This window comes from Bacillus coahuilensis m4-4, assembly GCF_000171615.1.
Taxonomy (GTDB): Bacteria; Bacillota; Bacilli; order Bacillales; family Bacillaceae_K; genus Bacillus_T; species Bacillus_T coahuilensis.
The window spans coordinates 64,131-84,413 of sequence record NZ_ABFU01000010.3 but is presented as its reverse complement, the minus strand read 5'-3'; the positions used below and the strand labels follow the sequence as shown (position 1 = coordinate 84,413).

Here is a 20,283-nt window from a genome sequence, read left to right as displayed (position 1 = left end):
CTTTCAAATGGCTCATTTTACTTAAACTCTTTTTACTCTATTTTATTAGTTAATTGGTAGATTGGGAAAATGATAAAATTTCATTTTGCCAGATTTAGATGGGGAGGTAATTACATGTTATCCGTTTCTGTAAATTCTATTATTGTTACTGAAATGCCAGACGGTACCTTATTAAGGCAGCGAATCTTGTGGGTAGATGACGAGGGCTATGATTGCTTTATCATTGATATTGATGATGAGAAAGCTCTACCGGTATATCGCCAGTTTTCCTCAATCCAACAAGGTTTAGATGAAAAGGAACAATTTATTGAGTTAGTTGACCCCTATTTTAAAGTTATCCACGAGGAAGATATTCCGGAAAAACATAAAACCGGCGTGATAAAAATTGGAAATATATACAAGAAGCTGTTTCTGCTGAAAAAGAGCCCGATATATTTAACGAAAAAATTAGATGGAGGATGATACAAGAAATTGTTAAACAGAATGGCAAATTGCATCCTATGACGGTATATAAATATTTCAGGAGATATTGGCAACAAGGAAAAATTATAAATGCTCTTCTCCCTAATTATGAAGCTACCGGCAGTAAGGAAAGAAATTTTGTTGAGAAAAAACCTGGAGCAAAACCATTATACGCTGAAAATAAAGGTGTCCCTCTAACAAGGGAAGTAAAAAAACAATTTGACCAAGTTTTAAATAAATATTACAAAAAAGAGGGATATCCTACACTCCGTCATGTACATGAACAGTTGATTAAGCAATACTATTCCGATGAATATTTTCGAAATGGCAAAAAAGAACTAATACCAAGACCTAATAGACCGACCCTTAAACAATTAAAACACTATAATGCTAAATATCACAATACTTCTGAGGACAGAAAGAAGAGAATTGGTTCAAAAAAATAACAATTTAACTGAACGTCCTGTTTTAGGTTCTTCCATAGTAAAGGGTCCAGGTTCCGTATATCAAATAGATTCAACTAAGAGCAATGTATACCTTGTATCGAGATTCAATCCTGGAAAAATAATTGGACGAGCTACCGTTTATTATGTCATTGATGTGTTCTCACGGGAAGTTGTGGGTTTTTATATTGGGTTGGAGGAAGCATCGTGGGTAGGAGCGATGATGGCACTTGCCAATGCAAACATGGACAAGGTTGAATTCTGTAAACAATATGGTTATGAAATTACTCCAGATATGTGGCGAGCTAAGCATATGCCTCTTGTGATACGTACTGATAAAGGTCCAGAATATACTAGTGACAAAATCGAACGATATTTACTAGCATTTTCAATCAAATTTGATAATACTCCAACTGGAAGAGCCGATTTAAAGGGTATTGTTGAGCAGTATATTTATAGGGCGGAGGAAAGGATTAAATCCTTACTTCCTGGATACGTACATAAAGATGCAGGTGAACGCGGAGCCCCTGATTACAGAAAAGAAGCTGTGCTAACAATAGAAGATTATACAAAAATTATTATTGAAGGAATATTAAATTACAATCAGAATCACTGGATTGAAGATTACCCAGTCACAAAGGATATGCTAAAGGATAATGTAAAACCTATACCAAACGAGTTATGGAGTTGGGGAATAAGTAAAGCACGCGGAATACTAAGGACCTTTGACCAAAAAAAGGTTAAATTCAATTTAATGCCTGTGGAGAAAGCTAGTGTAAAAACTACGGGAATAAAATTTAAAAATATGCACTATTCTTGTAAGTATGTCGAAGATGAAGATTGGTATTATCGTGCAGAAAGTAAGACTTGGAAAATAAATGTTTCATATGACCCAAGATTGGTTGATTATATATATATTCACCTGGGGAATGGGAAATATGAGGCATGTGAATTACTACCAAAGAGTGAAGTATATCGAGGAATGACATTTGCAGAAGTTAAACTAAAACAGGACCTAGAGAAGAAGGCGAAGGCAATCCAGGAAGAGGCTATTGAAAAAGGAAATGTTAATCAAAAAGCAATTATTGAAAAAATAGTGGAAGAGGCAACAAAGAGAAGAGGAGATAGACAAATAAAACAGGTAACGACTAAAGAGATTCTTCCTAATAGAGCTGTTGATAAAGAATTAGAAAGGAAGGAAGAAGCTTTTATTTTAATGGAGGAAAATCACTATCAGAAGTTTACACAAGTACAAAAGCAAGCAGATGTGGAAGATATAGACGAGGAAGAAGATGATGATAACGATGTAGCCTTATTAAGGAGATTGCGGAGGGGGAAAATGGGATGAGTGAAAATGAAGTTAAGGAAATAGGTGTTCCTGCACATTATATTGACCAGATAATACCCGATTATAAAGGAAACCATCTAATAGAGGCTTTGCCACCAATTCTAACTAAAGGGGAAGTCTATGAAAAATTAGCCTATTATCCAACTATATCCGAAGAACTTAAGAAACTCGATGGGGTATATCGAATACATCTCGTCAAATCTACAGTCGAAAGCTATTTTCAGCCTTTTCAGTTCCACATCGAATTAGAACAAAAGATATCAGTTTGTATAAGGCAAGGATATGTAGATAGGAATCCACTAAACCCTAAACAGATTAAGAAACTTTACGAAAGCCATAGTAAGATTGTAAACAAAGAGCCTTATGAATATTGTTTACAAGAACAAGGCAAAGAAGGGCATAGTGGACTTGTCTTTATTGGTAGTTCAGGCATCGGAAAAAGCACTTCGATGGATAAAATATTAGGATTATATCCTCAAGTAATATCTCATGAAAAGCTAACCAGAATTCAAATAACCTATCTTAAAATAAATTGTGCTTATAATGGGGGGCTAGTAGGACTTTGCTATAATTTTTTAAGGAGATTGATAATTTAATAGGTACTAAGCATTCTGAATATGTTATGAGGAAAAATTTCCGTATTGAAGGCATGACCAATTATATGGAGCATTTAGCAAGTTTGTATTGTATCGGCATTTTAATTATTGATGAAATCCAACATCTAAATGTCCAAAAAAGTGGTGGGGCAAAAATAATGTTAAATTTCTTCGTGTCTCTAATGAACAAAATTAGTTTGCCGGTAATACTTATTGGTACACCTAAAGCGATTAAAGTTGTTGCAACAGAGTTTCGACAAATCCGCCGGTTATCTGCTGATGGACCACAATTTTGGGACCCGATGGACAAAGATGAAACGTGGAGGCTTTATTTAGAGGGATTATGGGAAGTTCAATATACAAAAACCTATACTCCCTTAACAGAGGAGATAATAGATTTAATATATGATGAGACCCAGGGGATTTTGGATGTTGCACAAAAGCTATACCGATTTACGCAAGAAAAAGTCATTAACAAAGGTGGAAAAGAAATTATAACGCCACAAATTATTAAGCAAGTTAAAAAGGAAAAATTCTCCTTGATGGCAAAAGCTCTAAACGCCTTAAAAGAAGACAATGGTGTGACTTTAGACTGGTTTGATGATATAAAACCAGTAAAAAGAAAGATTGTTCCATTGAATCAAAAGCCAATGACGGAAGAAGATTTTAAAAAGGCTTTGGAAGAAATTGAACAACAAAAGGTAGGAAAAGAAAGTTGTTCTTGAAACAAAGCTAGATAAAACCATTGCTAAGTTATTAGGAATGGGAATTGGAAAGAAAAAGGCGAACAAGTATGCTCAATTAGCAATTGAGGAGCTAGGCGAGAATTCAACCGAGGAGAAATTAGCCCTTAAAGCAATTTCTTATGAATTCAGTCAACCCAACACTAAAGAAACATCTCCAAGGACTGTTCAAAGTATCCTTGAAAAAGACGATGAAAGTTTACTAATAGCAGCTGTTTCGGAGGGTGATGAGATTAAAGATGTTTTGAAGAAAAAAGGACTAATCCAAGTTCCTTCAATAGAATAATTTTAAGTTGGTTATTGAAGATAAGTTATTCTAAAAATAGTGGACTAGCAAACTTTAACCTTACAAAATACTAAAGAGCTCGGTAAAACCAAGCTCTTTTAATTATGTCATTTATTGGGGTTAGAACAAAGTATCAATTCCTATTGAATATGAATATCTAAAATTAGAGAAGTGGTGAATTGAAATAAATCCGAAGATTAAAAGTGATTGTATGATTATCTTATAAATTGTCCATCCTGTATACTAATCTACCTGACTTGGAGGGGATTTAGTATGATAGGGTACTTTCCTTTATTACATAAAGATGAACTGCTATATAGCGTCATTGCTCGTTTTCATGTTCACTCTGGAAAACTAAGTTTCAAAGCAACTATTAATGAGTTATTTGGGAAATCCACAATGAGAGCAGTAATAGATTTTCCTTGTAATTTAAATGATTTAGGAGATAAATTAGTTTTTAATAGGTTGAATAGTGAAGTATTCATTAAGGACCATACGATGTTTCCGCTATATCAACCATTTCTGCCGGTAGAAAGGGCAAATATTATTAAATCTAAACTAAAAAGTGGAGAAAACAATAATATACACGCTCAAATAGGTGTTACGGCAAATAGGATACCAGCCAAAAGCTACTTGGAATATTGTCCAACTTGTTATCAAGAGGAAATAGAGCAGTATGGAGAACCGTATTGGCATCGTGTCCATCAAGTGCCGGGCGTTTTGGTATGTCCACATCATGGTTGCTTATTGAGGAATAGTATAGTGAAACTTCCACTTTCTAGCCAGCATGAATATGTTGCGGCTTTTTATGCTGTGGACATTACCGATGGGAACAGGGGTATGACCTATGAAGAAATATTTGATAAGTTATTTGAGATAGCAAAGGATTTATATTGGATTATTAATTCTGATATTCCCGCACAACCTATTAACTATTACAAGGAAAAGTACATTTCAGCTCTTATACACAAGAATCTAGCTACTTCTACTGGTAGAGTAAAACAAAAAGAGTTGGTTAGCAGCGTTAAGAAATTCTTTTCTTCCAAATTATTGAAGATACTTAATTGTGATATTGATAGTGAATCCGAAAATAATTGGGTGCATGAACTGGTAAGGAAGAATCGGAAGGCTTTTCATCCGCTACATCATGTATTAATGATGAGATTTCTATTTGGTTCTGTAGAGAATTTTTTCAAGGGAGCAGAACCTAACGGACCTTTTGGGAAGGGTCCTTGGTTCTGCCTTAATCCATCAGCGGACCATTATTTGCAAAGATGTGTTACTGAAGTAACTTTTAGTATAAATTCTAAATCAAAAAATCTAATTGGAAGGTTTAGTTGCTCTTGTGGTTATATCTATACGCGGAATCTTCAAGAAGGGGATGAATTAAAGAAAAGTAGGGTTCTGGAGTTTGGACCGGTTTGGGAAAATGCTGTGCAATCCATGATTAAGGATGGAAAAAGTTTAACATATATATCAAATGCACTGAACACCGACATTAAGGTTATAAAAAAGCACTTAACTTTAATAGGGGAAAAGAAGTATCTTCATACGATAATTGAAGATAAAGAAAAACAAAAACAGCAAAATATTAATTTATTAATAAAAAGGGAAAAGTGGTTACAATTCCAAATAGAAAATCAAACATTATCAATAAGTGAATTAAGAGCTGGTTCACAAGATTTGTATTTTTGGCTATATAAAAATGATAAAGAGTGGTTATATAACCATTTACCATCAAGGAAGGTTTTTTCTCGAAACACTGTAAATGTCGATTGGGAGAAACGGGATAAAGTGCTTTTAACTGAGCTGAAAAAAGTAGTAGATAACTGGAATGATGAGGAAAAACCTATTCGAAAAACAAAAAAGTCCATTTCAAAGAAAGTAAACAGGGTGGTTTGGGTAGAAAAATACGCAAAGAAATTACCCCAGTCTATTGAATATTTGAAATCGGTAACAGAAAGTGTTGAAGACTTTCAAATAAGGCGAGTAAAAATAGTAATAGAAAATTTGGCAAAAGAAGATTTATTTATTAAGGAATGGTTGGTATATAAAAAGGCGGGTTTAAGACCAGATATTTCATATAGAGTTAAGGAAGTAATAGCTCAAGAAATAGAAAAGCACACACAGATAGTTTGGAAAGTTTAACAATTATCGTGTGTAGCCTTTGCATATATTAATGATGTATTGCCTGTTAAGCAGAGAACGTGAGTTCTCTGCTTTATTGCATTGGAGTCTCCTCTATTATTTTTGATAAAAAGGCTTATTTATTAATTTTACTAGTTTAAAAAACTATTATTTTGACGAGACTATTAACAAAAAGAAAGATGGTCAAGGTCAATATGGGGCATATAGAAGAAATCATCATTAGTTTCATCACGTCCATACGTGAAAAACAGAGAAGTTCAAGGAAACTTCTACGAATTGAAAAATTTGAAAATGAAGTAATTGGAGCTGTGGGTTCTGCTCGAAAATATAACGAATTAGGAGGATATAAGGAATTTTATGAGGTCATTATTAGGTTAAAGAAGTATGGTATTCTGCAAGATGTAAAGAATCCTAGATTCAATGGAAAACGACCTCGCCTAAACGATACCTATTGGATTTCACCTAAATATGTTGAAAACATATGGAATAAGGCGGATATCGCAAAAGTCATGAACCGTTTAGATTTAGGATTCTACTTAAGACAGAAAAAATATCAGACCGAGGATGAGTGGAGAAAGATACTGATACTCTATCAATTTGTAAAAAACAAAGATGCACATATAAAAATAACCAGAGAGGAGCGTTCACTGATGTTATTTAAAAATGAACAACTTCCAGATGATATAGAAGCGGAAAAGTATTTAGCTTCTTCGCATGGAGTGAGCTTAATGAATCGCCTTAAATTATCACCCGAAGACCTTTTGTATAAGGTTGTCCATGAGCCATTTCAATATTGGAAGAATGAAGCGGTGCCAGAAAACTATCTACATGAGGTTCTGGTCGTAGAAGGGTTATCTACTTATCAAACTCTTAAAGAAGTAATAATCCGACAACTCCACTGGAATTTTGGACCTATACCACATTACCTGGTTTGGGGAGAAGGGTACAGAATATGTAATACATTGGACTACTTAAAGGATATAACTGATGACCCTACCCAACTGACGATACGTTACTCAGGGGATATTGATTATGAAGGCTTTAATATCTACTTTGATGTTAAAAGTAAATATACGGATTTCAATATTTTGTTGGCGCACCCTTTTTATTCGTTTTTAATTTCCTTTTCAAATGAGGTGGCGACTGCTGTATTTAAAAACCAGAACTTAATTGAAAAAAACTTGGACTTGCTTAAAGAGGAATTTGAAAATCACAAAGAAACTTTTGAAGGGATTCAGGCGTTGTGGAACGAACGGAAGCGTATCGCTCAAGAGTGTATAAATTTTGAGACTCTTTACATTAAGGGAGGGTTTCATTAATGGAAAAGGCACTGCAATTATCCTTTGAAGATTTAGGTTCTCGCTTTAAGACCTTAATTCCTATTTGGATTCTTGGCACAGGGGCTAATTTTGGGCGATTAAATCCTTTTGCACGTCACTTATCATTCACCCTTATTGCAGTGATTTTCTATCAGGAATTATTGGATGATGTCAGACGAACAAGGGAAGACCTAGTACAGACGGTTTACAAGTTGGCTGAATCCATGAAAATAGAATGTGATTGGTTTGAAGCCGAAAAGATAGTAGATGCTCTTATGGTTAATGAGGGCAGTTCGAAGCATACCTTTGCATTCCAAGAACAATTCTTTAATGAACATAAAATGGAATGGGAGACCTTTCGTTTTCAGTACCTTGAGATTGATAGGGATTCAACAAATTTTGAAGAAGGGCTACCGGTTTACAAACTTACTGAAGAAGCACAGGCTCTTTTTTTAAATACTAATGAAATTCAAAAACATCTCCCTGTTTCGATACAGCAGATTCTGGTTGAATTGCTGATTGAAAAAGGTGAGTTGAAGTCTGCTTTAAGAATGTTGGATACGTTAAACCATCGGGTTATGACCCTGTTAAAAGAAGGAAAAAATCCATAAAGATGAGCTTATCAGGAATCCAAAGTCAACCATCTACGAAAATAAAAGTCGATGGGGGAAACAGTTGAAAGATGTGGAAGCGCAATTTGATGAAGAAAGCCAGAAGTACAGGAAACTAGATGGAATTCTAAGGAGAATAGCTGTGTCTCCAGAGCATCAAAATACCTACATGCAATTAACTAAACGACTCTCAAAAACTAAAAATAATCACGATATGCTAGCAAAATTGGTGATTGAAAATGTCCGACTTGAATTGCAGATAAGAAACTCTCATTTCAGGAATATTTGGCTAACCAATACCACCTCATTCAGGAAAACCATTTGGGAAGACAAAGCCAAAGTAGTAGGTTTTGCTCATCCTGACGAAATGGTAACACTGGTAGAATCATTGTTTTCGCCCAATAAGCCTTCCATCCTACCATTGGAATGGGGAATTGAGGAGCATTTGGATTTATCTCGCCCTACTTTTGGAGGAACTGGAACCAAGACAAAGCCTCAATTTGAGCCAATATCTCTCGATTGGGATTCCATTTTAACATTATGGAAACCAATATTTGAAGAGTTGTTGAAAGCAGGGAGAGTTTCCTTAAGGCTTTTACAACAAATAGATGAGTTAACGATGGCAAGGTGGGTTGAGAATCCGGAGGCTTTCGATTTCTGGTTAGCCTTCGCCTCGATGGACGAACCTTTCATAGTTAATGAGGAAAACCTTCTACAAATAGACAGTGACGATAAAGCCTTGTTACTCTCCAAGTTGATGGAGGAATATCCTGAATTATCCATATTAAGGAACAAACAGATTTTTAGCATCCCCAGCAATGACTCAATGGTTTTACGAAATAAAATTGATGTATCTACCTATTTATTAATCATGGAGGAGGCGGAAGAAAATGAACATCGCTCAAATTGAGAGGGCAGCTTTTGAATTAGTGGCTTGTTTATGGCAGAAAAAGTATCTGCCGAATGACCATACGTTAGTCCATCCGTATGTTGAATCTCAGGAAGTTCGAAATTGTGTAAGAAGGCTGGCGGAGAGCTTTGGGCTAAGGGTCGTGAGACAAGATAAACACATACACATACTTGTTCAACCACACAACTCCTTCCACACTAACCCGATATCCGAGTTAAAAAGGAAAGTTAAATCCTATGAAAATCGAGTTGATTTATACATCATGGGAGTTGTGTGGATGGTCATTTGTTCCGAAGCGGATAACGACATTGATTCCAAAATTAAGTGGGAGAATGAAGGGTTATCCTATGGTGAGATTGAGGAATTAGTGACCAAAGCCTTAAAGCATTGGCACGAACTTGATATAGAATCGGAAGGGACATTTTCTAAGGACTGGTCACTTGCTGTAAAAGAAATGCATAAAAAGTGGAAGTTGCTTCGGTATCACAAATTAGAAAATGGACGTGTAAGTTATATCAAGGAATCTAAGTTTGGATTGATTGATGGAGCAGTAAGAGAGTTGGAAAAGGATAAAATGGTGTTTATAGAACGAACTGCACAAACTAGCCGAATGACCCCAACGCCAGTTTTCTTTGAGAGATTGCGAGCACGATTTGGAAATATGGATAGATACCAGGACCGTTATGATGTATTCCAAGTTTTATTAGAGGATGTAAAAGAAACTGGAGAAATGGGGGCATAAGGATTATGAAATTTTCAAACAATCGAATTTTAGCCTTTAGTATAAAGGAATTGAATCGAGAGGGATTTTATAATGAACTAACTGAACATGGGCTACTTGTTATTCCAAATGGACATGGAAAAGGAGTGATTCATCAGAATGTTTTTCAAGATTCGAGGAGTAAGGAAGGGGGAAGAGCATCATGGAAGCGAGACTAGCAAAGATGAGAGTTGTTGGATTAAAGTACGACTCAGGAAACATACATACGGATGACTTAAAGTTGGACTTTACCATTCCTGAATCTATGCCTGGTCATGCAGCCTATATTCTTAGAAATGGAGGCGGTAAGGGGGTCTTTTTCCAAACCTTGTTTCAGACATTAGACCCTTTGACTTCATGGAAGAAAGACCTTAACCATGTACATCACTTCTTTTTTAATGATGAAGATAGACCCATCGAATACACCTTTCATATTGTCCAAGAATGGCAAGTGTCATTATCCAAACGTGTGATACTTGGTATAGCGGTAACACCGCGCCTCGTCTCAAATGATAAAAAGGCACAAACAAGTTCTCCCATTGAGCTTGATTATTTTCTTTATACTATGGAGCCTTTAGTGATTGAGATGGCTGATATTTTTGAATTTCAGTTGTGGAATGAAAAAGAAAAAGAGGCGGTTCCTTTCACTACTTGGAAAGAAGCAATTAAATCTGATAAGTCATTCAATTTTTATTCGAAACAAGACAGAGATTCATATATAGAAAAAATTGAGGAATATGGCTATGATACCAACACGGTTAACATTTTAAAAAGAATCAATGATGGCGAAGGCGGGTTCGGAGAGTTCTTCAAAGGCTCTACCGATAATACTGGTTTGTTCTACAACCTTCTCATTCCAACAATAAATGATAAGATTGAAGGAATCGATTCAAGGAATAAAAAAGAGGTATCCGTTGTAACCACTTGGTTTTTAGAAGCCTTGAAGATTTCAAAGGAATTGCCCGACCTGTTAGCAATGGTAGACAGTATTGAACAAATTAATGATTTTATTCTGCCACTTCAAGACCGCTTTAGGGAAGGAGAAGAAATTAAACAATCCGTAGAAATATGGAAAAATAAAGGTAGTGAACTCCTTCAACTCCTAACTTCATTAATGGATTACAAAGAAAACCAAGTAACAAAACTTGAAAGGGAACAAATTGCCCGGAAAGAGCAACGTGACATTGCAAGATGGAAATATGCAAACATCGATTATATTGCTTTGCACCAAGAGAGGGATGAGGTTGATGGGCAATACTATGAGTTGGAACATGAACAATTAAAAGCAGACCTTGCCCTTAAAGGATATCAATCGCAGCTTATAAAAGAAAAAGTGAATCTTGAACTAAAAAGAAGAATGGACAAACTGGATGAAATAGAGGCTAATAATCAGAGTATATCGACTTTATTAGAATCGGAAGATTTAAAAGAAGCAACAGCCGGACTTAAAGAAATTAGGGAGTATTTTAAAGAGCGATGGGTGAGTATTTCTGAATCTTGGCAAAAGGAAATGAACCGGAATGCCTGTTCTATACTCGCTCATGAGCACAAAATTCAGCAACTTAAAATGGACATGGATTCAGAGGGTCAAACAAAAAAAAAGGTTTGGAATTTAAGGTATATGACCTTTCGAATGCAATTGACCAATTCGAGAAAAAATTAGCGGAAGCTTGTATACAGTTTGGGACCGAACTGCCTTACCAAATTTCCGAAATCATAGATAAGACCAGATTGGAACTAACCCAGGTTAAATCAGAATTTGAAATCGCAACGAAGTCTCAGTCTATTTTGGAAAATGAAATCCTAGATACAAGGATAGATTTAGCCAGGCAGGAAGACCGTGTAGGAGAAATTGGAAGTGGAATTAAGCAAGTGGAGAAGGAAAGTATAGTTGCTTCCCAAAAAGAAAATGAACTAGTAGCCAATGTCTCGAAAATTTTAAAAACACATTATCCTCCTGAATTGGAAAGGGAGAATTACTACGAAATCAGGAAAGACCTTGAAATTTACTTGGAAAAAACCAAGTATGCCCACAAGGAACAACTCAGGAAAATGTGGACATTACAGGAAGATATTCATTTAATAGAGGAAGGAGATAAGATTGGTTCCTATATCCCAAACAGTGACCTACTTAAAGTTAAACAACTTTTAAATGCTCACCGTATTGAGTCCATGTATGGAAGCGAGTATCTTCATCAGCTTTCTCACGATGAGAAGCAATATGAACTTGAGCGGAACCCAGCTCTACGATATAGCATTGTCATATTGGAAGAATCATTTGAGTCGTTAAATCTATCGTTTATTGAACAAGAGTTAATTCGTAGTCATGTTGTATTGGTTGATAAAACGAAATCAAGCAAAAAGGACAAACAGAGCACAACGAATCCGTTCTTGAACAAACAAGATGAGATGAATTATTTATTCAAAGATTTAAGCTATAGTTTCCTTGAAGATGAATATGAGTTTGAACAGTGGAAAGTTATGGTGGAAAAGAACGCAGATGATGCCGACCACGAAGTTGGGGCATTTGAGAGAAAAATCGAACAAATCGAGAAGGTTTCGAAGGAATTGGAAGTCCTTTTAAGCGGAATTTTAAAAGTGGAATTGAGTCTTAAACTTTTAAATCTTCAAACAGAAGAAAAAAAGACAAACGAATATTTTATCTGACTTTAAAGTGCAGTTAGAAGAGAAAGAAGAGGCGCTTAAAAAGAAGATGGAAGAGGTTGGGTCACTGAGCAATAAGTTGGTAGACCTTGAAAAGAATGAAAAGGAACTCTTGCTGTTAGAAAATGAACTAGAACAAGATAAAGAAAACAGAAAAACAAAATCGAATTTCCTTAAGCTCATCAAGGAAATAGAAGACAGCATAACACAATTAGAGGAAGAAAAAGAGAAAATCACTATTCAAAAAACAAACAACAACGCAAGTTTTAACAACTGGATGGGATATGTTCGAAACAACTATAGTACACTAAGGCGGATGCTAGAGGATATACAAATGCCAGTAGCAGCCTTAATCAATACGTTCGATGAAAAACAGGATTTACGCTCACACTCCTACGGTCATTCATTATCCAAAGAAGCACGAGAGCATATCATCAGATACCATGAACTTGACAAGAACATAAGTAATAAAAATATGCGATTAGCAGAACTGAACCAAACGGTTAAAACATGGCAAGAACAAGTTATTAAACACGAAAATATCCTTCAAGATTTGTATGGGAACTCATGGAAGGAATTATCTGTACCTGAAAGTGATGAAATGCATCTTGTCACTCTTGTGACCCAGGCAGAGAAACAGCGGGACCAAGGGCAAACAAAGGTGGATGAAATCATGAACAAAATGAAATACAATCGTGAGGAAATCGAAAAACTTGAAAAACGCTTGGAGGACAAAAAGAAGGATATGGAGAAGGACTATCCTCGTTTTGGAGCTGAATATATAGAGATTCCGGATTGGAAAGCAGCGAAAGAGCAATATCGAAAAGAGCGGAACCTCTTGGAAAGGCAGTATAGTGATACAAGGGAAGAAATCACCAAGCTTCGTACGTCCATCGAGGGAATGGAACAAATAACTCGTCTGCTAAAAGATTTGAAGCTGCCGGTTCACTCTACACAAGTGCTATCAGAGAAAGAAAGTGTATTTATTCATGAAAATCCAATGGAATATTTCACTAAGTGGAACCAGAAATATAATTCATTATCCACGGATTATCGTTTCTATCAAGAAAATCTGGGTAAACGCATTACACAGATTAAGGACAAAATTGATTCTTTTACAAATATACCAGAAACTTATCAAAAGGAATTGGTCCATTTCTTATCTACTATTCGGGATATGAGTTTTGATGATGCCGTGGCTTCTTTGAACAATTATCTTGATTGGGCAAAAAATAACTTACAAGATGAACTTGAACAAAAGGAAAAAGCAGACAAAGCTGTTGATTTGTGTGCAGAACGTCAATCCAGAAGGGTGCTTGATGTAATCAATGTTCTACAGGACCTGGTACGAAAATTGACAATTGTAAACTGGAAAAAGGAACGATTTCCATTAATAAAGTACAATAAGAACTTTCCATTCCCTACAAAATTAGAGGATATCAAGCCTTTGGTCAAAGAACTTTGTATGAACGAAATTGATTTCTATGTTAGTAAATATAAGGACAAAATTGATAATTTTACGGTGCATGATGTCGTTAAAACCATGAATATATCAAAGTTAGTATTAAAGGCTATGGGAGATTTTCCTCGTTTAATGATTCACATTCCTGGTATTGAGGGCGGATTGCTCAGAGGGGAAGCTAAGCATGCGGTATACAAGGAATGGGAAACCATTAACCAAGGAAGTGTCACCTCTTCGACAAAGAGTGGAGGTCAAACATTGCTCGCCCATTTCATTGTTATAGCGATGTTAATGAGACAAAGAGTAGAGGAAAATAGTCCATTGTTCCTCGTCACAGATAACCCATTTGGAACCATGTCAGCACCAGAACTGGTTGAAGGGGTCTTCAGTTTACTGGACCTATTAAACATTCAATGGTTGGTTGTTGCACCTCCAATTACAAATGTATCTATTACATCCAAGTTTCCTACCATTAACAACATGAACATTGAGATGAAGGAAGGGCGCAAGGTTCTTGAAAAGAAGCTTGTTAAGAACTATCGTAAGTATTTGCAAAATTTTAGTGTGCTTGATAATCCAGAAGAACAAGGCAATATATCTTAGTAGCATAAAAAACCGGACACAACGTTGTCCGGTTTTTCTAATGTCCGCTAAATTTGATATTAGCCGACTTGGTTAAAAGACTGAACTAATAATTTCACATATTTATTTCTCTCAACTGCCTTTAATAATTTCTTGATTTTATCTGAAGGAGAAAAAATCAAGTTCACCCCAATGCTATCTTTTATTTTTCATTGTAAAATTTTCAACTGATTTTATGAAACTCGATTGCTTTTCTACGACTTTCCCATCAACTAATAGTTGCCATTGACCGTTCACTTGATTTGCATCTATTGAGACCAAGGAAGTGAGCTTGTTGCTGCTTTTTCTTACTTTTTGTATTTTTTCGGTTGTTTTTACTTCATTATTGGTATTTGGCAAATTGGTTTTGGAAGAGGTTTTCAGTGCAATTTGGGATGGAATAGCGGACTCTTTTTTTTCTATTCTTTATTGATTTAGTTTGTTTTTTTGTCAGTTTTGAATCAATCATGGACTATGTTTTGCTTGGCTCTTTCGGAATATTATTTTTAAGTGGCACTGATGTTTTTAACATAGGTAGGTCTATCGATTTCTCGTTGTAAAAAGCTTCATTATTCGGGTCCTGTAAATATAATCGGCTTAAATTATGGGCAATGTTATGCAACTTTAAGTATTCGTTCCCAATCCGATGGACACTGATATCTGTCATTTTACTTAATGATATAATTTGTCTTTGTATTCCGGAGATGTAAGTATCAGAAGAAAGATTGGAGTTTTTTAAATCATCATTAAAGAATTTGATAACAGAACTGTTATCAGAGAATATAAGAATCCTGCTATAAAATTCATTCTCCAATGCTTTTATTAATTTTAATGACGATTCTAAAGCGAAAATCTCTGCTAAAACGGAACTAGCTGCGGTATGGTAAGTTGTAAAATTTTTAAGGTTAAAGAAACCATTATTCCTTATTTCTACAATGCCCGCACCGATAGCCAACCCTTTTTGGGAGCCGTCGATAATGTATTGAGTCAATTTTTAGCCTCCATTGATATTTATTAAATCATTATCGGTAAATTTGGAGAAAATCAAACATCTGAGGTCTACATAAAAGTATTTATTACCTTCTATATGATATTTTACTTTGTAAAATTTCATTGTCGTTTTTGGTGAAGATAAGAAGAAATTATCTTTACCAAACTTCTAAATAAACTTTATATAAAAAGTTTTTGTATGCTGATTAACTGCTTAAATAGAATAAAAACTGGTCTGAATGTATTAGGAAATGTCTTAAAATTGGATATTAATTTAATATTATACTTGAAAAAGATTCAATATGAGGTTATGTATAGTCTAGCAGGTAAAGATATTGCTAAAAGACCAACCAATGCCAAAAGGTAAATCACATTATAAGATTGGTATATGATAATCATAGATTCCAATTTGAGGAAACATATAACGTTATGAAACATTAAAAGTAGAAGGGAATATAGTTGTGTAATAAGAGGACATTGGAGAATTCAAGCAGGTGGAGGAAAAGACGAAGGAACGAAGATTGATTTGAGTTGAGCCATATATTAAAGGAAATACAGAAGGTAAGTTATTATTAAAGGAATGTGAGATGAAAAAATAAAAGAAATGGATGGGATTAGTTGTGCCTAGTTATTATAAAAAGAAAGACATCCCTAATGGATTTATGATAGAAAGGGACCATTTAGACAATGGGAGAAAATTAAAGAAAAAATGCTGTTTCAAGTGGGGATTTAATTATCAGTATTTATATGCCAGAGCTTAATTCAGAAAATCAAATTATCATGGAAGTATATTCCGACTTTGAAACAACCCCGTTTACTGCGACAGATGAAGATTTAATAACAGATAATATTGTATGGGCTTTAGGGAAGTTAAACAAGTATGCAAAGTTTAACAAGCAACAAAGCCAAAAAATTTATAGTCAAAAACAAGATGTTATACGAAGGCTTCAAGCAGAAGGGAAAATCACCTTATTAGGTTATCAATGGGAAGATTATGATGAAGAAAAAGAAGGGAAAAATGTAGGAGATTTAGCAATACTACCACTGTATAAGGTGATTGGTAGCAATCAAAGGTTTCATGGAATGATTAAAGGAAAAAAAATACAAAAAATTATATGTTAGATAAATTTGACGAAATTAAAAAGGAAGGTTCTCCAAACAATATTAAACCTTCAATATCGGATATTGAGAAGGCAATCAGAATAATCAATAAATTTTATAATAGTATTTGAAGGGAATGTAGTACATTCCCTTTGTGGTATTAAAAGATTGTGCATACTGTGTATATACAATGTGTATACTATCTTTATAGTAGGAAGCTCGCTTCCCCTTAACTTTAATATAATAAGGTAAGGTGTCTAGTCGATAATATTATTTTCATGTAATATTTCAAGTACCTTCTTTAGTCGCTCTCTTGATAATCCAGTTTTCTCTATTATGTTATCGCTACACCATTGGAGATTTGTCTCCCATTTTGGTTTCTTATATGAGAACCAAGTACCAATTTTATAGGAATCCATTTGTTCTCTCCTTACATATTAATGTATATTTTTTTTGTAAAACTGATGCTTCATAATTCCTAAAATGTTTTTCTTCCCTTTCTAGCTGTCTTTTACTTCTGGTAAAAGCTTTTCCTCTTTGAAGGCTTTCTTTGTATAACTCAACATCCTTACTCAGAAGCCCAACTAATTCTTTTTCAGTTAAGAAAATTTTGCACTTTGTTAATGGGATTTCAATGAAGTTCATTTATTGCCATCCTTTCAACATATTATTTTCAAACGTACGTTTGTATTATTAGGTGAAAAGCTTTTTTATACAGGGAAACATCAATTTGGAAAGGTATATTCGAAATTGCAAAAGTTTTGAGTTGAGAATAATATTGCCGAAATTGTGTAATTACCTTATTCTTAAATTAGTATCAATAGCTTGGAAAAAGTTTTCAATTACATATTTTCAAAAAAATCCCTATCCTTTGGATACGTGGATTTTTTTCGTTTTATTGGGGGTATGTACATACAAAGTATATACAATAGGAGGAGTATTTTTGTTAATACCATATTTTCCGCAAATATATCCAGGTGAAACACTTTATAGTTTAATTTCTAGGTATCATATTCACACTGGTAGCTTATCGTGGAGCAATAGCTATAATGAATTATTTGGCTATAAAGAGGTTAAAAATCTTTCAATGGACTTCCCCACAAAAATTGACGAAATTAGTAAAAGAATTCCTTCTAGATGGGGTATCACAGAAGTATATCTCATTCGTAACTGCACCTTGTTTCCATTGTATAGACCTTTTATGAATGATGAGTTTGCTGAAGAAATAAAGGATTTAATGTGTAGCCGTAAAGAAGGACTAATACTAAATAAAATGGGACTAAGATTACAAAGGAACAGCGACATATATTATTGTGTTGAATGTGCTAAGGAAGACTTTTTTAAATATGGGGAATCGTATATTAGTAGATTGCATCAGGTTCAGGGAGTAATGGTATGTCCTAAACATGGTACATATTTAAATAAAATTCAAAGAATTACTGAAAAACAAGAATTGCGCTATATCACGCCTTACGATTTAGAGAATCCTGTCATAGGATAACAAAAAACAAAGTGAAAGTGAATACAAACTATTGCTGGACATCGCATCTGATATTACTTGGTTACTTTCTTCGGAGGTAACAGTTACTGGAACAGCTTTATTAGAGAAATATAAAGCTCTTTTGAAATACAAAGGCTTTACTCTAAGAACAGGTAAATTAAAAAGTGGAAAATTGGTGTCTGACTTTGTTGATTTCTATGGTTTAAATATATTAGAAACTTTAGGTTTGCCGTCAGTTTATATTAAAAACCATTGGTTATTAAAACTGGTTTATGCAAAAAACTTAAATTTGTTTCCTATAAGACATGTTTTATTGATGCGCTTTTTATCTGGTTCTGTTGAGCGGTTTTTTATAGAGGATATTTCTAATATAGTTGAAGAATCTCCTTTTGGAAATGGACCTTGGTACTGTTTGAATCCTGCGGCTTCTCATTATAAGGAAAGGGTAATAAAGAAAGTTGATATTCATTATAGAACTTCAGATAATTATTCGGGCACTTTCATATGTGATTGCGGGTTTATCTATACTAGAAGAGGTCCATTTATTAGCGAAGAGGATGAATTTAGAAAAGGTATCGTAAGACAATATGGTCCTGTTTGGGAAAGTAAGCTTCATAATTTAATGAAGGAACGTAGAACATTGAAGTATATGAGAGAAGAGTTAGGTATTGGAACCGATGCATTAAAAAGTGCGATAGCAAACTTAGGAATGGAGACTGATGTGGGCGAAGATTATTCTCTTCCTATTATAAAAAGTAGAAGAAAAGTTTTTTCAATGGATGATGAAAGAGATAAATACCGAAAACGGATAGAAGAAATTCTTCAGGCAAAACACGATATATCTATAAGAGAAGTAATAAACGAAAAACCAAATACTTATGTTTGGCTACAACAACACGATGAACAATGGTTAAATAAAACTATGTCTAATTTAAAGAAGGGACATACAAAAAGTGATAATGTAAAGGAAGATATCGAATTGTTTGATAGGGTTTCTGAAATACTTATGAACTGGGATAACGATGGGCACAGACCTCTTAGAATTAACAAAAAAAGAAATATGTAGGCTGTTAAATTTGCCAAAACGGTATGTATCTAGTTTACCTAAAACAAATAGCCTGATTAAGGATTCTTTGGAATCCAAGTCTAATTATCTGTTCCGATTAGTTGACTGGATAATATTGAACTTAGAAATTGGGGCAAGGGAGTCAATAAAGGAAGAGGATATTTATCCGCAAATTCCGGTTAAATATCCACAGAAATGGTTGGTTGAATATGTGCAAAAAAGATTAGGTATTAATTCAGAGTATTATTAGATGATACATATTTTTTAGGGTATGGGTTGGAACTACTATACAACCATGTAAAACTAGCAAAATTGGTACTATTCATCTTTAATGGACTTGCAAAAAAACCAGCATCACAAAACCAGGGTTTGGAGCGATTATTACTATACATCTATAATGTACTTGAACACTAATGTACCAGCAAAATCGAGTTGTTCCTGAGCAAAATAAACTGTATTGTTGGTTAAATAAACCGTTCCCTAACACGAGCGAAAGTCGGAATCACTATCCGATTTTCCTCGTGTTTTTTGTTGGATAAAAAGAGCGATGAAAAAGCCTGGCGAGAAAGAACATGGAGAAAAGCAAGAAGAAAAGCGGGAGAGAAAGCCTGATAAACCTTCGGTTTGAAAACAAAGCGGGATAAAAAAGAGGCGGGTAAAAGAGCGAGAAAAAGCATGAGAAAAGGCGTGAAAAAGCAGAACAAATCCAGCATTTCAGGGAACAACTTATTTACCTGAAAAACCTGAAATCTGACTAAAAATAGGACAAGAAAAGAGCGAATTAGGGAACAACTAATTCGCCTACAATTTATGGAAAGTCAGTCAGGGCAAGGGTTTGAAAGGAAGGCCAGGGAACAACTTTATTTTTCTGGTACATCTAAATTCCAATAAAAGTTAAATAGTTTAAAAACCAGAGGTTTCCTAATGATACAGGAAACCTCTGGTTTTTTTAATTTTAAATCATTACATGTATTCAACATCCTCTACTCATTAATCGTAGGGTAAAAATCTTAAAACCTTATGTATGACTCTACTCACTCTTAAAATAAAAAGAATCCAATTTGAGAGCGTCCTGTTCAAGATGGATTCTTTTATTCACTTTTTACGTGTAGAAAACAAATTAGATGAATTAGGAAGATTAATCTTTCAACTATAAGAAAAGTAGTATACAAAGGATTGCTTTATGAAAAAAATCTGTCAAATATTTTGACTGGATATATATTATTTCTACTTATCGTATGTTCTAAAATCA

The 20,283-nt window shown here is 34.5% G+C and carries 20 protein-coding genes; 18 read left to right on the top strand and 2 right to left on the bottom strand.

Annotation, left to right across the window (positions count from 1 at the left end; genetic code table 11):
* The first annotated feature begins 114 nt into the window (after positions 1–114).
* From M44_RS02250 to M44_RS02180, 15 genes are all read left to right on the top strand, one after another.
* On the top strand, positions 115–462 hold the full coding sequence (locus M44_RS02250) for a hypothetical protein (protein ID WP_010170529.1): 348 nt from the start codon (positions 115–117) through the stop codon (positions 460–462).
* Positions 459–908 (top strand): hypothetical protein, encoded by a 450-nt coding sequence (locus M44_RS02245; protein WP_029326689.1) that lies wholly within the window; start codon positions 459–461, stop codon positions 906–908. The genes M44_RS02250 and M44_RS02245 overlap by 4 nt, the downstream gene beginning before the upstream one ends.
* A complete protein-coding gene (locus M44_RS02240; protein WP_029326688.1) occupies positions 892–2,253 on the top strand; it encodes a Mu transposase C-terminal domain-containing protein in 1,362 nt (453 codons plus the stop codon). Before M44_RS02245 ends, M44_RS02240 begins: the two co-directional genes overlap by 17 nt.
* The gene (locus M44_RS24585) at positions 2,250–2,849 is read left to right on the top strand and encodes a hypothetical protein (RefSeq protein ID WP_010170528.1); all 600 of its coding nucleotides are present in this window, start codon (positions 2,250–2,252) and stop codon (positions 2,847–2,849) included. Before M44_RS02240 ends, M44_RS24585 begins: the two co-directional genes overlap by 4 nt.
* Before the next feature lie 26 nt (positions 2,850–2,875).
* A complete protein-coding gene (locus M44_RS24580; RefSeq protein ID WP_081447370.1) occupies positions 2,876–3,574 on the top strand; it encodes an AAA family ATPase in 699 nt (232 codons plus the stop codon).
* A 37-nt stretch (positions 3,575–3,611) separates the two neighbouring features.
* Positions 3,612–3,878 carry a hypothetical protein gene (locus M44_RS02225; RefSeq protein ID WP_010170526.1) on the top strand — a complete coding sequence of 89 codons (267 nt, stop codon included), beginning with the start codon at positions 3,612–3,614 and terminating at the stop codon, positions 3,876–3,878.
* 273 nt (positions 3,879–4,151) lie between these two features.
* Entirely contained in the window at positions 4,152–6,026 is a 1,875-nt protein-coding gene (locus tag M44_RS02220) for a TnsD family Tn7-like transposition protein (protein WP_010170525.1), read from the top strand.
* Positions 6,027–6,220: 194 nt separating this feature from the next.
* The gene (locus M44_RS02215; RefSeq protein ID WP_010170522.1) at positions 6,221–7,345 is read left to right on the top strand and encodes a Wadjet anti-phage system protein JetD domain-containing protein; all 1,125 of its coding nucleotides are present in this window, start codon (positions 6,221–6,223) and stop codon (positions 7,343–7,345) included.
* Complete coding sequence (locus M44_RS02210) at positions 7,345–7,956, top strand: hypothetical protein (protein WP_010170521.1); 612 nt, start codon at positions 7,345–7,347, stop codon at positions 7,954–7,956. The genes M44_RS02215 and M44_RS02210 overlap by 1 nt, the downstream gene beginning before the upstream one ends.
* Positions 7,957–8,020: 64 nt before the next feature.
* Complete coding sequence (locus M44_RS02205; protein ID WP_010170519.1) at positions 8,021–8,866, top strand: hypothetical protein; 846 nt, start codon at positions 8,021–8,023, stop codon at positions 8,864–8,866.
* On the top strand, positions 8,847–9,608 hold the full coding sequence (locus M44_RS02200) for a DUF6063 family protein (RefSeq protein ID WP_010170516.1): 762 nt from the start codon (positions 8,847–8,849) through the stop codon (positions 9,606–9,608). The genes M44_RS02205 and M44_RS02200 overlap by 20 nt, the downstream gene beginning before the upstream one ends.
* Before the next feature lie 5 nt (positions 9,609–9,613).
* On the top strand, positions 9,614–9,805 hold the full coding sequence (locus M44_RS02195) for a hypothetical protein (protein ID WP_010170514.1): 192 nt from the start codon (positions 9,614–9,616) through the stop codon (positions 9,803–9,805).
* Positions 9,790–11,289 (top strand): AAA family ATPase, encoded by a 1,500-nt coding sequence (locus M44_RS02190; RefSeq protein WP_010170512.1) that lies wholly within the window; start codon positions 9,790–9,792, stop codon positions 11,287–11,289. The genes M44_RS02195 and M44_RS02190 overlap by 16 nt, the downstream gene beginning before the upstream one ends.
* Positions 11,232–12,293 (top strand): hypothetical protein, encoded by a 1,062-nt coding sequence (locus M44_RS02185; RefSeq protein WP_010170510.1) that lies wholly within the window; start codon positions 11,232–11,234, stop codon positions 12,291–12,293. Before M44_RS02190 ends, M44_RS02185 begins: the two co-directional genes overlap by 58 nt.
* A 7-nt stretch (positions 12,294–12,300) precedes the next feature.
* Positions 12,301–14,355: a coiled-coil domain-containing protein gene (locus M44_RS02180; protein ID WP_029326686.1), complete on the top strand. Its 2,055-nt coding sequence runs from the start codon at positions 12,301–12,303 to the stop codon at positions 14,353–14,355.
* Between the two features lie 490 nt (positions 14,356–14,845).
* Here the strand turns inward: M44_RS02180 and M44_RS02175 are convergent, their stop codons facing one another.
* Positions 14,846–15,364 (bottom strand): ribonuclease H family protein, encoded by a 519-nt coding sequence (locus tag M44_RS02175; protein WP_010170505.1) that lies wholly within the window; start codon positions 15,362–15,364, stop codon positions 14,846–14,848.
* Between the two features lie 746 nt (positions 15,365–16,110).
* Here M44_RS02175 and M44_RS02170 point away from each other — a divergent pair.
* Complete coding sequence (locus tag M44_RS02170; RefSeq protein WP_010170504.1) at positions 16,111–16,485, top strand: hypothetical protein; 375 nt, start codon at positions 16,111–16,113, stop codon at positions 16,483–16,485.
* 384 nt (positions 16,486–16,869) lie between these two features.
* Here the strand turns inward: M44_RS02170 and M44_RS02160 are convergent, their stop codons facing one another.
* Positions 16,870–17,109 (bottom strand): hypothetical protein, encoded by a 240-nt coding sequence (locus tag M44_RS02160; RefSeq protein ID WP_010170501.1) that lies wholly within the window; start codon positions 17,107–17,109, stop codon positions 16,870–16,872.
* A 298-nt stretch (positions 17,110–17,407) separates the two neighbouring features.
* Here M44_RS02160 and M44_RS02150 point away from each other — a divergent pair, with 298 nt between their 5' ends.
* Both M44_RS02150 and M44_RS02145 read left to right on the top strand, forming a co-directional pair.
* The gene (locus M44_RS02150) at positions 17,408–17,965 is read left to right on the top strand and encodes a TniQ family protein (protein ID WP_029326685.1); all 558 of its coding nucleotides are present in this window, start codon (positions 17,408–17,410) and stop codon (positions 17,963–17,965) included.
* Positions 17,966–17,996: 31 nt separating this feature from the next.
* Positions 17,997–19,031, top strand: a complete 1,035-nt coding sequence (locus M44_RS02145) for a TnsD family Tn7-like transposition protein (protein ID WP_029326684.1) — start codon at positions 17,997–17,999, stop codon at positions 19,029–19,031.
* Positions 19,032–20,283: the final 1,252 nt, after the last annotated feature.